This window comes from Shewanella glacialimarina (assembly GCF_020511155.1).
In the GTDB taxonomy this organism is placed as follows: domain Bacteria; phylum Pseudomonadota; class Gammaproteobacteria; order Enterobacterales; family Shewanellaceae; genus Shewanella; species Shewanella glacialimarina.
The window spans coordinates 1,956,682-1,968,779 of record NZ_CP041216.1 but is presented as its reverse complement, the minus strand read 5'-3'; the positions used below and the strand labels follow the sequence as shown (position 1 = coordinate 1,968,779).

The 12,098-nt window shown below is 41.9% G+C and carries 13 protein-coding genes and 1 pseudogene; 11 read left to right on the top strand and 3 right to left on the bottom strand.

Features of this window, described 5'->3' with window-relative positions; genetic code table 11:
• The first annotated feature begins 198 nt into the window (after positions 1 to 198).
• The 11 genes from FJ709_RS08505 (at position 199) to FJ709_RS08455 (ending at position 9,323) form a co-directional block, all read left to right on the top strand.
• Entirely contained in the window at positions 199 to 1,830 is a 1,632-nt protein-coding gene (locus tag FJ709_RS08505) for a methyl-accepting chemotaxis protein (protein WP_226415441.1), read from the top strand.
• Between the two features lie 9 nt (positions 1,831 to 1,839).
• Positions 1,840 to 2,442, top strand: coding sequence for a chemotaxis protein CheW (locus tag FJ709_RS08500; protein WP_226415439.1), 603 nt, complete (start codon positions 1,840 to 1,842; stop codon positions 2,440 to 2,442).
• 2 nt (positions 2,443 to 2,444) lie between these two features.
• Entirely contained in the window at positions 2,445 to 3,296 is an 852-nt protein-coding gene (locus FJ709_RS08495) for a CheR family methyltransferase (protein ID WP_226415437.1), read from the top strand.
• A complete protein-coding gene (locus FJ709_RS08490; protein ID WP_226415436.1) occupies positions 3,296 to 3,805 on the top strand; it encodes a hypothetical protein in 510 nt (169 codons plus the stop codon). The genes FJ709_RS08495 and FJ709_RS08490 overlap by 1 nt, the downstream gene beginning before the upstream one ends.
• A gap of 15 nt (positions 3,806 to 3,820) precedes the next feature.
• Complete coding sequence (locus FJ709_RS08485) at positions 3,821 to 3,994, top strand: hypothetical protein (RefSeq protein WP_226415434.1); 174 nt, start codon at positions 3,821 to 3,823, stop codon at positions 3,992 to 3,994.
• A 76-nt stretch (positions 3,995 to 4,070) separates the two neighbouring features.
• Positions 4,071 to 4,319 carry a hypothetical protein gene (locus FJ709_RS08480; protein ID WP_226415432.1) on the top strand — a complete coding sequence of 83 codons (249 nt, stop codon included), beginning with the start codon at positions 4,071 to 4,073 and terminating at the stop codon, positions 4,317 to 4,319.
• Between the two features lie 161 nt (positions 4,320 to 4,480).
• The gene (locus tag FJ709_RS08475; protein ID WP_319002910.1) at positions 4,481 to 4,864 is read left to right on the top strand and encodes a chemotaxis protein CheW; all 384 of its coding nucleotides are present in this window, start codon (positions 4,481 to 4,483) and stop codon (positions 4,862 to 4,864) included.
• Between the two features lie 102 nt (positions 4,865 to 4,966).
• Complete coding sequence (locus tag FJ709_RS08470) at positions 4,967 to 5,767, top strand: CheR family methyltransferase (protein WP_226415430.1); 801 nt, start codon at positions 4,967 to 4,969, stop codon at positions 5,765 to 5,767.
• Positions 5,768 to 5,989: 222 nt separating this feature from the next.
• Positions 5,990 to 6,274 carry a hypothetical protein gene (locus FJ709_RS08465; protein ID WP_226415428.1) on the top strand — a complete coding sequence of 95 codons (285 nt, stop codon included), beginning with the start codon at positions 5,990 to 5,992 and terminating at the stop codon, positions 6,272 to 6,274.
• On the top strand, positions 6,271 to 7,347 hold the full coding sequence (locus FJ709_RS08460; protein ID WP_226415426.1) for a protein-glutamate methylesterase/protein-glutamine glutaminase: 1,077 nt from the start codon (positions 6,271 to 6,273) through the stop codon (positions 7,345 to 7,347). Before FJ709_RS08465 ends, FJ709_RS08460 begins: the two co-directional genes overlap by 4 nt.
• Before the next feature lie 435 nt (positions 7,348 to 7,782).
• Positions 7,783 to 9,323 (top strand): IS3 family transposase gene (locus FJ709_RS08455; protein ID WP_226415424.1). Its coding sequence is split into 2 segments (ribosomal slippage): positions 7,783 to 8,248 and positions 8,248 to 9,323, totalling 1,542 coding nucleotides; the frame shifts between segments, so codons are not numbered across the junction.
• A 268-nt stretch (positions 9,324 to 9,591) separates the two neighbouring features.
• Here FJ709_RS08455 and FJ709_RS08450 read toward each other — a convergent pair.
• From FJ709_RS08450 to nagZ, 3 genes and pseudogenes are all read right to left on the bottom strand, one after another.
• Entirely contained in the window at positions 9,592 to 10,041 is a 450-nt protein-coding gene (locus FJ709_RS08450) for an SUF system Fe-S cluster assembly regulator (protein ID WP_226415422.1), read from the bottom strand.
• 160 nt (positions 10,042 to 10,201) lie between these two features.
• Positions 10,202 to 10,339: pseudogene (locus FJ709_RS08445) on the bottom strand (transposase domain-containing protein); the annotation flags it as partial.
• Positions 10,340 to 10,898: 559 nt separating this feature from the next.
• A complete protein-coding gene (gene nagZ / locus FJ709_RS08440) occupies positions 10,899 to 11,915 on the bottom strand; it encodes a beta-N-acetylhexosaminidase (RefSeq protein ID WP_226415420.1) in 1,017 nt (338 codons plus the stop codon).
• Between the last annotated feature and the right edge of the window lie 183 nt (positions 11,916 to 12,098).

Sequence of the window (12,098 nt, the reverse complement as noted above, 5' to 3'; positions counted from 1 at the left end):
TCGGAAAACGAGCCGAGGATTAGCTTGGCCAACACTGATTTGATCAACAAGGCCCATCCAAACGGCAGATACGGTTATTCGCTTATGGTAGGCAACAGTATTAAGGAACATAGCCGAAAAAGAGATGACCGATTTATGAGTATGGAAGCAGTATTACAAATAGAAAATAAATTTTTAATTCAAACTGAGGGTGTGTAGATGTTAAATAATATAAAAATTGGCGTTAAGCTTATCGCAGCATTTTTGCTAGTCTCTTTTATAACTGCGGTTGTCGGTTATTTAGGAATATCCAATATGTCACATTTAAATGATCAAGCGGATATATTATATGACCGAGAATTGCTGGGGCTTTCTTACATTAAAGAAGCCAATATTAGTTTAATCGGTGTCGGTAGATCACTGCGCAATTCTGTTCTCTCAAGTACCGAAGAAAATAGAAATCGACGCATTGAAACAACACAAGTTTACGCAAAATCTGTGCAAGATAATATTGATCTGGCCACGCCTTTGCTATTGCGCACAGACGTTAAGGGTATTCTCAACCAGTTTAACAAGGAATGGCTTAAATACCAGGCCGGTATAGAAAAAGCGATCGACTTGATTGTATCGGAACCCTTGAAGGAAAGTGAGGGTTCGGTTCTCTATATCCAGCAGGACTTGCGGCCTATCGCCAATAAAGCGGATGATTTATTGAGCCAATTGGCAGAGATAAAAGAGCAAAATGCTAAAGAGGCTTCTGAAAATACCACTGAGTTATATACCCAGAGCCGCAACATGATGATCCTGTTTACCTTGGGCGGTATATTAATAGGAATATTGATGGGGTATTTCATTTCCAGAAGCATCAGCCAGCCTTTGATGAATGCTGTTGCCATTGCTAATGATATAGCCGAAGGTAATTTGACAGGCAGCATCGCAGTCAAGGGAACTGATGAAGTAGGTCAGCTTTTAAGCGCCATGAAAAGCATGGTGGCTAAGCTCACGCAAATAGTGACCGAGGTAAATAGTAGCAGTGACGCCCTAGCCTCGGCCTCAGAAGAAGTGTCTGCCACCGCGCAAAATTTAAGCCAAGGCGCCAGCGAGCAGGCTGCCAGCGTAGAAGAAACCACCGCGTCGGTTGAACAGATGTCAGCTTCGATTGCCCAGAATACCGACAATGCCCGAGTCACCGATAGTATGTCGGCTAAAGCGGCTAAAGAAGCCGTCGAAGGCGGCGAAGCGGTCACTAAGACGGTGCAGGCAATGAAATCTATCGCCGAGAAGATCGGCATCATTGATGATATCGCCTATCAAACCAATCTGTTGGCGCTCAATGCGGCTATTGAGGCGGCCCGTGCCGGTGAGCATGGTAAAGGCTTTGCCGTGGTGGCCGCAGAGGTGCGCAAGCTGGCCGAACGCAGTCAGGTAGCTTCGCGGGAAATTGGCGAGGTGGCGAAAAACAGTGTTAGTCTGGCGGAAAAGGCAGGTAAGCTTTTAGAGGAAATGATACCTTCGATTCAGAAAACTTCTGATCTGGTGCAAGAAATTAGCGCGTCGTCAGTTGAGCAGAGCAGTGGCGCTTCCCAGATTAACCAAGCTATGGAGCAGCTCAACAGCATCACCCAGCAAAGCGCATCATCGTCGGAAGAACTGGCTTCAACCTCGGAAGAAATGAGTAGTCAGGCTCAGCAATTACAGCAATTGATGACCTTTTTTAAAATTGATGAAGGCGACAATAAACAAAGCGAACGCAATACCAGTAATAAACAACTTAACCCGCCCGCTAGAGTTGCCGCTAAAAAAACCCGAGCCTCAATCGAAAGCGACGATACCGATTATGTTCGTTTCTAGGAGGTTGTTATGAGTCTTCAACAAATAATGCCAAGTACCGGGTCTAAAAGACAACAAGGCGTGTCAGATAACGGACATGAAGCCGAAGAAGTGGTTCAGTACCTGACCTTTCTTCTCAGCGGTGAAATGTATGCTTTTACTATCCTCAACGTAAAAGAAATCCTGGAGTACGCCAACGTCACCCAGGTGCCTATGATGCCGAACTTTATTCAGGGAGTTATTAATTTGCGCGGCGAGGTCGTCCCAGTGATTAATCTAGCCCGCCGCTTTGGTCAAACCGTATCGACCATCACCAAACGCACCTGTGTCATTATCATCGAAGTCCAGAGTGAAGATCAGCATCAGGATTTTGGGGTTATGGTCGATAGCGTATCCGAAGTACTGGACATTCTGCCTACCAATATTCGTCCAGCTCCCGGATTTGGGGCTCCCATCCGTACCGATTTCATTCGCGGTATGGGCAAGCTGGGCGAAGATTTCGTGATTATTCTGGCAGAAGACAAAGTGCTTTCCGTCGATAAATTAGCCCTCGTGGATGAGGTTCGGGATATGGCCTGCGACCCTGAAAACACTGAGATGAATGGCGATAAACTAAAAGGGAATATCGATTAATTATGCATCCTGATAACGCTCAAATGGCTTTAAGCACTCCCACCATAGCACTGAGCGACACAGAATTTAATCTGTTTCGCCGCTGGCTATATGAGACGGCCGGTATACACCTTGCCGATGCTAAACGAGCCTTGGTCGCTGGGCGTTTGAGTAAACGATTACGTGAGCTGGAGCTTAATTCCTATCAGCAATATTTTGATTGCATGATAGAAACTAGTAAGGGTGATAATAATTCTGAGCGCCAGACCGCGATTGATTTGCTCACCACTAATGAAACTTTTTTCTTTCGTGAAATTGGGCATTTTGATTATCTTCGCCAGAAACTGTTCCCCGAATGGGGAACACGCGCCGTCCGTTGCTGGAGCGCCGCCAGTTCTTCTGGTGAAGAGGCTTATACACTGGCCATGACTCTGGCTGAACATTACCCTGGTGACTGGCGGATCATTGGCACAGACATTAGCAGTCGGGTGGTCAAATCAGCCCAACGTGCGGTTTATCCCATGCTGAGAAGTAAAAATATTCCGACGCGCTATTTGCATGAATATTGTCGCAAAGGCACCGGCGATAAAGCGAATACTTTTAAAATTGCTCCCAAGTTACGCCAAAATGTGGAATTTTCTTATGCCAATTTACAACAGCCACAAACGAACCTCGGCCAGTTTGATCTGATTTTTTTACGCAATGTGATGATTTATTTTGATAAAACCTCAAAGCAACGGGTGGTTAATCATGTGCTTGACCGCCTTAAACCAGGCGGTCTGTTATTTATCGGTCACGCTGAAAGCCTGAATGGCGTGACTCAGCGGGTAAAACTGGTGAGTCCTTCAATTTATCTGTATCTAGGCTCTAATTGATGTTTTCATTGAGAGATAAAGCTAACCAGATAGTGTTGACGCCGGGCCAGTTGTATTTTGGCAAGGGACCTGCACTGGTGCACACATTGTTGGGTTCTTGTGTGGCAATAACCTTATGGCACCGCAAAACAAAAATGGGCGGTATGTGTCATTATTTACTGGCTTGTCGCCAAAGTTACGAGAAAAACGAACATCATTCGCTAGGTTATTACGGCACCGATGCCATTAATTTTTTTAAACAGCAGTCGATAAAAAATGGGCTGAATTTCGATGAATTTGAGGTAAAGCTGTTCGGCGGCGGTAATATGTTTGAAGGTATTCATGATCGACCTAATGTGGTCAATGTAGCTAGCAATAATATCGTGCAGGGTCGCCAAATGCTTGAAGAATTTGGTTTCGTGGTTAATGCGGAAGATGTCGGTGGGGTGCGCTACCGCAAGATTTATTTTGAACTGACCACTGGTGATGTCTGGGTTCAATATGGCAAACACAGTAAAACTTGCCAGTAATTTGAAAAGATTGGTATGCAATCAAAAAATATTCTGAATAAAAAGAAAAGTATCAACGTTTTAATCGTCGATGATTCTGCTGTGGTGCATAAGGTGCACTCTGCGCTGCTTGAGGTGGCCCCAAGTATCGAAGTAATGGCGGCGCTGCCCGATCCATTATTTGCGATGAAACGAATAGCCATAAAATAGCCGATGTCATAGTGTTTGATATTGAAATGCCGCATCCAAAGAGCAGTCTTCTGGTGCCGCCCAAATCAACACCGCGATGGAGCAGCTCAGTCAAATTACTCAGCAAAACGCCTCTGCATCTGAGGAGTTAGCTGCTACAGCTGAAGAAATGAGTAGCCAAGCAGAAATACTACAGGACGTTATCGGATTCTTTAAATTTGACATGTCCAACGTAAGTCCGGTGCACAGCAAGAGAATTACGACTCAAGTGCAAGCAGAAAAATCAAATACTAGGGCTAAAAAACGTTCTGTTGCCACTATCGAACATGACTTTGTACGCTTCTAGGAGGTAATGATGAATTTTCCCAGCAAGATGGCCACTTCGACTAATAGTAATATTGATGATGATTGGCAATATTTGACCTTTAATTTAAAAGAAGCCATGTACGCAATTGGTATTTACGTATAAAGGAAATTCTAGAGTACAGCAATGTCACACCAGTCCCTATGATGCCAAATTTCATCAAAGGAGTGATAAACCTCAGAGGGGCCGTAGTTCCTGTTGTGGACTTAGCGGCTCGCTTTGGGGCCGAACAAAGCAATATTGTCAAACGGACTTGCATTGTCATAATTGAGGTGCTGAATGATGATGTGATGCAAGACATTGGTGTGATGGTTGATGCTGTTTCCGAAGTGATTGAAATAAGTAACAACGATATAGAGCCAGCCCCAGCCTTTGGCGCACAAATACGGGTAGATTTCATTCAAGGAATGGGTAAGGTAAATGGTAATTTTGTGATTATCTTACAGGTAGATAAAGTCCTGTCCGTCCAAGAGATGACCATGGTAAGCACCTTAGTTCAAGAACAAATACCTAATAACAAACAGTGAGCAGAATAAAAGTGTTATAAATCAATCATTTATTCCTACGTTTTGAAAACACGAACGAGTGTGGGAATAATATTTTTTGATGAGCTGTTTTTGAGGATAAGTATGGATGTTTTAAACCTCAGTGATAAAGAGTTCTGCTTATTTCAACGAATGATTTATGAAATAGCCGGTATTAATTTATCAGAAAATAAAAAAGCACTCGTGAGTAGCCGTCTTGCCAAAAGGGTTAAACATTTTGGCTTAAATAGTTATGCGCAATATTTCGAGTTACTGCAGAGTAAAGCGCATAACGAATATCAAATTGCCATAGACTTACTGACCACCCACGAAACCTTTTTCTTTCGCGAGCCTAAGCATTTTGATTTTATCAGGGATAAAGTTATTCCAGGTTGGAATGGTACCCAGCTCAGAGTCTGGAGTGCTGCGAGTTCATCCGGGGAGGAGGCTTATACTCTGGCAATGATTTTGGCAGAACATGCTGGTAATAAAAATTGGGAGATCGTAGGTACTGACATAAGTACCCCTATATTAGACAGAGCCAGAAGCGGACACTATGCTATTGAAAAGTCAGCTAATATTCCAAAAAACTATCTTGTAAACTATTGTTTAAAGGGCACTAGACAACAGCAAGGCACGTTCATCATGTGTCCTGAGCTGAGACAAAAAGTGCAATTCATACATGCTAACTTAAAAGACAACCTTAGCCAACTTGGTAGTTTTGATGTGATCTTTCTTCGCAATGTACTTATTTATTTTGATATGAAAACAAAGCAACACGTTGTTTCACAATTACTCAGACAGCTCAAACCTAATGGCTATTTTATTGTTGGTCATTCAGAGAGCCTCAACGGCGTTGTGGATAATCTCATAGCCGTTAAACCTTCAGTGTATCAAAAACGATGAATGCTATGTTGACAGCCACTGAATTTAAGCAAGTCACTTTACAACCCGGTGAGTTTTATTTCAGTAAAGGAAAAATAAAAATCAATACTTTACGGGGTTCCTGTGTCGCTATCACTTTATGGCACCCAGACAAGCATCTTGGGGGGATGTACCATTATATGTTGCCCTATAGTCGTACATCTAACAGACTAGAAATAGGTTTCTTTGCCAATGGTGATATTAATGTTTTTAAAAGTAATCAAGAAACATCAAACCTTACCCCACGAATATCAAGTCAAACTGTTTGGTGGCAGTAATATGCTCCATCAGTTAAATAGTGATCATCAATATCTCAATGTCGCTGAAAAAAACATTACCGCTGGACTAACATTGCATAAAAAACATGGATTTAATGTTCAAAACATGGATTTTGGAGGCTCGGTTCACAGACAAGTCTATCTAGAATTATTAAATGGTGATGTATGGGTAAAATACGGTGAATGCGATCTTACTAGAGTATCGCTATGACAAAAATCAAAGTCATGATAGTCGATGATTCAGCCATTGTCAGACAGGTGTTGCAAAGTGTATTGAATAAAGACCCTGGCATTGAGGTTATTAGTGCTGTTGCTGACCCTTTATTTGCCATGAATAGAATGGCAATTCAATGGCCTGATGTCATTGTTTTAGATATAGAGATGCCGAGGATGGATGGTGTCACTTTCCTTAAAAAAATCATGGCAGAACGGCCAACTCCAGTTGTGATTTGCTCAACATTAACAGACAAAGGTGCTGAAACAACGATGCAGGCTTTGTCTGCTGGTGCAGTTAGCATAGTGACCAAGCCAAAAATAGGTTTAAAAGATTTTATCCAAGATGCCGCGAGTGATATTACAAACGCAGTTAAAGCCGCAGCAAAAGCAAATATGAGCAATATTCGCATGCCTAAGGCTGCGGTCACTGTAAGAGTAAAAAATGGTGTAGAAAGCTTAATACCTTGCGGGGCATCGGCTATGTCTAAAACGACCGAACATGTGGTCGCCATTGGTACATCCACAGGTGGCACTCAAGCTTTAGAGTACCTTCTAAAAGCTTTACCTTCTAATTGTCCTGGCATAGTGATTGTTCAACATATGCCTGAAAAGTTTACCGCATCTTTTGCTGAGCGACTGAATAATATTTGCGATATACGTGTTAGTGAAGCGCGTAACAATGATCGCGTCTTGCCTGGTCAAGCACTTATCGCTCCTGGGGGGAAGCACATGCTGTTGAAGCGCAGCGGTGCGCAATATGTGGTTGAGGTTATTGATGGTCCCTTAGTTAATCGTCATAAACCTTCGGTAGACGTACTTTTTAGATCGACCGCTAAATGTGCCGGCAAGAATGCGGTAGGATTTATTCTAACCGGCATGGGCGATGATGGTGCAAGAGGTCTAAAAGATATGCTAGATGCAGGTGCACCAACTGTAGCCCAGGATGAGAAATCTTGTGTAGTATTTGGCATGCCAAAAGAAGCTATTGCACTTGGAGCTGCGAATAAAGTATTGTCCCTAAATCAAATCCCACAAGAAATTATGCGCTATGCCCATTTAAAAGATTGATAATTGAATATATAATTTTTATTGCTAATTCAAAAAGCTTTTACGTGTTGAGGTGGAATAAGTTTTACTCTATGACCACATGTTCGTATTTTCGAGCCCAATAATACCATGTTGCACAAGCATCGAGAGTAACTAAACATGTTGGATAGTTTTGGGGAACGACAATACTTGAGCTAATGTTAACTTTTTATTAATTAAACGACCTTGTTCATTGTAACAAACTACATGAAATAATCGTTTTGCTATGTTTAACTTGACAGAAACATGTGCTAACTACTGTCTACAAGGCCAACTCGATAAGGCTAGTGAGTTCTGACGGTGAATTTCGTTAATAATATCTATCGGATATATCTAGAGTGGGTTTAGCCCCCTGTGTCAGGATAGTTGTCGCCTCAATTAATTTACAAATAAACAGGGAGCGGTAGGTTAAAGCAAGTGAATTATCAAAGGCATTCAGGTCAATTTAAAGAAGCAATATTAAACAAGTTTAGTCAAAGTGGTTTGTCGGTTCGCAAGTTTGCAGAGCAAGAAGGCATTAACCTCTCAACCCTGTATAGTTGGCAAAAGCAATTTAATACTTCAGGGTTAAACGTGTCAAAAGTCAGTTCATCGGATAAGTGGTCAAGTGAGGAAAAGTTTTCAGTGGTATTGGAAACCGCCTCTCTGTCGGTAGTTGAGTTAAGTGAATATTGCCGAGCTAAGGGGTTATACCCTGAGCAAGTTAACGCATGGAAGCAAGCTTGTATTGCCGGTAATCCAAGTACAACACTGACGAGAAAAGCCAAGATAACACCTGAGCAGAAGACCGATAAAAAACGCATTAACGAGCTAGAACGTGAGTTACGTAGAAAGGATAAAGCGTTAGCGGAAGCGGCAGCTTTACTCGTCCTCGGAAAAAAGTTCGATGCCTATTGGAAAGAAAAAGAGGAAGACTGATTTCGCTGACCGATAGGCAGAAGCACGCGCAGTGGGTCAGTACCGCTGTCGCATCAGGTGCGAGACAAGATAAGGCCTGTGACATGATTGGATTATCAAGTAGGACCTTGCAGCGTTGGCGAATAGACGGTGACATTAGCGCAGATAAAAGGCCAACGGCAACGAGGCCGGAGCCTGGAAATAAACTGAGTCAAGCAGAAAGACAAGCCGTGATTGATGTGTGTAATAGTGAAGAGTTTGCCTCATTACCACCAAGCCAAATTGTCCCGATACTCGCCGATAGAGGTGAGTATATTGCTTCGGAGTTGAGTTTTTACCGTGTATTACATACTGAAAACATGCTGCACCACCGAGGCAAAGCTAAGCCGAGAAATGTTCATAAAAAGCCAACCAGTTATACGGCTAAAAAAGCGAACGAAGTGTGGAGTTGGGATATCAGTTACCTGCCTACAACGCTGATAGGAAAACACTATTATCTGTATATGATTGAAGATATTTACAGTCGAAAAATCGTTGGTTGGGAAGTTCACGACAGTGAAACCGGTGAGCAAGCTGCAGCACTACTAGAGCGTAGCGTTTGGGCAGAGAAATGCTTAAAGAAAGACGTTGTGTTGCACTCAGATAATGGCGCGCCCATGAAGAGCCTAACGATGCATGCTAAGATGTACGATTTAGGTGTTGTGACCTCACGAAGTCGTCCAAGGGTAAGTAATGATAATCCATACTCAGAATCGCTGTTTAGAACGGTAAAGTATCATCCACGCTGGCCTAGTGAAGGTTTTAAATCGTTAGAAGCAGCGCGTAAATGGGTCAATGAATTTGTTTATTGGTACAACAACGAGCATCGCCATAGCAGGATTAAGTTTGTGACACCAAACCAAAGGCATGATGGTCTTGATGTTGGAATACTGGCGAAGCGAAAAGCGTTGTATCAGACAAAAAGAAATGAACATCCAGAGCGATGGTCAAAAGAAGAGCTAAACTGGCAGCCAATAGGCGCTGTGGAGTTAAATCCAGAGCAACATAAAGAAGCTGCTTAACAATTTAGGCGACAACTGTCTTGAAAAACACCGTTAGTGATAATCGCAGACATAAATAGTGCCGCGTGCATTAGCCGAAAAGCAGGCTAAGCGTCTGAAGGTGTTATTACGTTGGGATTTAGGCAACGTTAAATAGGAAGGTATACTGTTCATTCCTATTCCTGTTTGCCTATCTAATCATTTGTGTGCTCAGCTAGACTCTTGGTTATGGCGATGTAAAGTATTAGCGAAGTGCTATCTATGGCTAGCTTTGCTAGTTTGAATTAGATCACTTTAATATCTTTATTAGTTTTGACTTCATACGTTTGATATCTATTGGCACTTTTGCCATAGTATCAAGTTTTACGCTGTGCAAAGTATTTGAAATAATACGATTGACCATATTCCAATTTTCTTTCAATCCACATTTATCTTGGAATTCACAAAGACCGCCATCTAACTTAGCACATTCTGTTAATGCAATCGGTCCATCTATAGCTTCAATAACTTCTGCAATTGATATTTGATCGTGAGGACGACTCAGTCTAAAACCACCTTTGGAGCCCCTTGCAGATTCCACTAAATTGCTACTGATAAGAGATCGCATTAGTTTTCGCATGGTTGGCAGAGATAAATTTGTTACCTCGTGCAAGCTGTCTAAAGTAATAAGCTCATCGCGACTAAGCATATTGAATACCATTAACAATGCATAATCTGCCATGCGGCTAATTCTTAACATAAAAGATTCACAGAAGTAATATAAATAAACAACGATAATAATATAGAACCTATACCAATGATATTACTTTAATCTCATACCTTATATCTTAGAGCCATATCCGCTTTACCGACTTTGGGTTTTCCTTGCGCGACGTAAGCGCTCAATGAACCGGTGAAGGTTATTCTGCTTCACCTAAATCAACATTCCATGGCAGCAAATCAGACAGTTCATCTGATGGTGCACGCTTGGGTAATTCCGTAAAGAGATGACGGAAATAGTAGTAGGGATTCAAATCATTGGCACGGCAGGTCATTATGTAATCCGCTGGTGAAAATTCATTAAAATATGGCCATAGCCTAGCCTCACTTCCTTTATCATTTAGGTATTTAGGCTGAGTCATACGAAATAAACCGTTTGATATAAATTCTACTCTTGGCAGCCAACTATTGGTTCTATTATCGAAAACCAAACCATAATACTTTACAAGCATTAGTACTCTCCAGTCGTGTAAGCCTACCTATGTGCCACCTTATCCACACATAATGCGATATATTTCATGCACTTGCAATTTACAATCAGCCCATCATTTGAATCAAAAGTTCATGTATTAGAATGCAGTAAAGCCATTTAGTTCGACAGAAAACCACTACACACCTTCAGATAACTTTTTATAAGGCAAAGTCATATTAACAGGTGATGAGTGAGTATTTACTCTAAACGATTTTGGGGCAGAAATGTGTTAGTCCTTAACCCGTTTCCTCACCAAAAGTCCCAAAAAATATCAAACTATAATATAAACGCACTCTTACGGTGTAAATAATATCTAAAAAATGGCTATCTATTGATAGCCGCTTTTTTATTGTTACTGCGAAAACTTACACTGCTGCATGGATTTGTTTAGCCGTTGCAATTGCCGCTAACCAGCGCGCATCTTGCTCTAACGCATTAACCACATTGAGTGTGTCAGGTTTTAAACTTAATGCATTGGCTATCGGAGGATTTGCTGGCCAGGTAAACTCGCTTAATAATGCCGCTACACCGGTTGGGTCATTACAAACTAAAATCATGTCACAACCCGCATCTAACGCCGCTTGCGCTCGACCTAAATAGTCACCGGCAAAGCTGGCTCCTTTCATGCCTAAGTCATCAGAGAAAATAACCCCTGTAAACCCTAAACGTTGGCGCAATACATTCTGTAGCCAGTAAGTAGAGAATCCCGCAGGATTGGGGTCAACTTGATCATAAATAACATGTGCAGGCATAACACCATTTAATTGCCCTTTAGCCATTAAGCTAACAAAAGGCTGCATATCAAAGGCTTCAATTTGTGCCAGGCTGCGACTGTCTACAGGCATAGCCACATGGGAATCTGCGGCAACGCTGCCATGACCGGGGAAATGCTTACCCACAGCAGCCATGCCCGCTTGTTCCATACCAATAATAAATTCTGCCGCTAAGTTAGTCACCTCATCAGGATTAGCACTAAAACTTCGCTTACCAATCACTTCACTTATGCCATTAACATCTAACACAGGCGCAAAACTTAAATCAATATCACAGGCTAACAGTTCAACCGCCATTAAAAAACCGCACTCTTTAGCCCACAATTTTGCTAATGCTAAATCACCTTTTGCAGCGGGTAAAATATCGCCCATAGCAGGAATATGAGTAAAGTCCTGCTTAAAGCGTTGCACTCGACCACCTTCGTGATCAACGGCAATTAATAGTTCAGGCCGAATATTTCTGACTTGCTTAACTAGCTCAATGAGTTGAGATTTACTCGCGTAATTGCGGGTAAATAGAATAATACCGCCCACTTGAGGATGTTGTAGTTGCTCTGCTTCTAGCGCTGACACTGTCAGTCCGGCTAGATCCATCATTAAATAGCTCAATCGTATACCTCGTATAATTTAACCTAATAAGCTTAATGTATAAGTTAGGCTAATCTGAAAATAATGCATAAAAAAAACTAATGAACTGTCTAATCAAAAATATGGGATACTTCAGCCAATTTAACGCGTGTTAAAAAATACGAGTATGCCATCAAACAAGTGTTCAGTGTTTTGCTAACTGTT

What these genes read in the sequence shown, in the direction of transcription:
- FJ709_RS08505 (WP_226415441.1), top strand. Translation starts at nt 199, where the DNA reads ATGTTAAATAATATAAAAATTGGCGTTAAGCTTATCGCAGCATTTTTG.
- FJ709_RS08500 (WP_226415439.1), top strand. Translation starts at nt 1,840, where the DNA reads ATGAGTCTTCAACAAATAATGCCAAGTACCGGGTCTAAAAGACAACAA.
- FJ709_RS08495 (WP_226415437.1), top strand. Translation starts at nt 2,445, where the DNA reads ATGCATCCTGATAACGCTCAAATGGCTTTAAGCACTCCCACCATAGCA.
- FJ709_RS08490 (WP_226415436.1), top strand. Translation starts at nt 3,296, where the DNA reads ATGTTTTCATTGAGAGATAAAGCTAACCAGATAGTGTTGACGCCGGGC.
- FJ709_RS08485 (WP_226415434.1), top strand. Translation starts at nt 3,821, where the DNA reads ATGCAATCAAAAAATATTCTGAATAAAAAGAAAAGTATCAACGTTTTA.
- FJ709_RS08480 (WP_226415432.1), top strand. Translation starts at nt 4,071, where the DNA reads ATGGAGCAGCTCAGTCAAATTACTCAGCAAAACGCCTCTGCATCTGAG.
- FJ709_RS08475 (WP_319002910.1), top strand. Translation starts at nt 4,481, where the DNA reads ATGATGCCAAATTTCATCAAAGGAGTGATAAACCTCAGAGGGGCCGTA.
- FJ709_RS08470 (WP_226415430.1), top strand. Translation starts at nt 4,967, where the DNA reads ATGGATGTTTTAAACCTCAGTGATAAAGAGTTCTGCTTATTTCAACGA.
- FJ709_RS08465 (WP_226415428.1), top strand. Translation starts at nt 5,990, where the DNA reads ATGTTTTTAAAAGTAATCAAGAAACATCAAACCTTACCCCACGAATAT.
- FJ709_RS08460 (WP_226415426.1), top strand. Translation starts at nt 6,271, where the DNA reads ATGACAAAAATCAAAGTCATGATAGTCGATGATTCAGCCATTGTCAGA.
- FJ709_RS08450 (WP_226415422.1), bottom strand. Translation starts at nt 10,041, where the DNA reads ATGTTAAGAATTAGCCGCATGGCAGATTATGCATTGTTAATGGTATTC.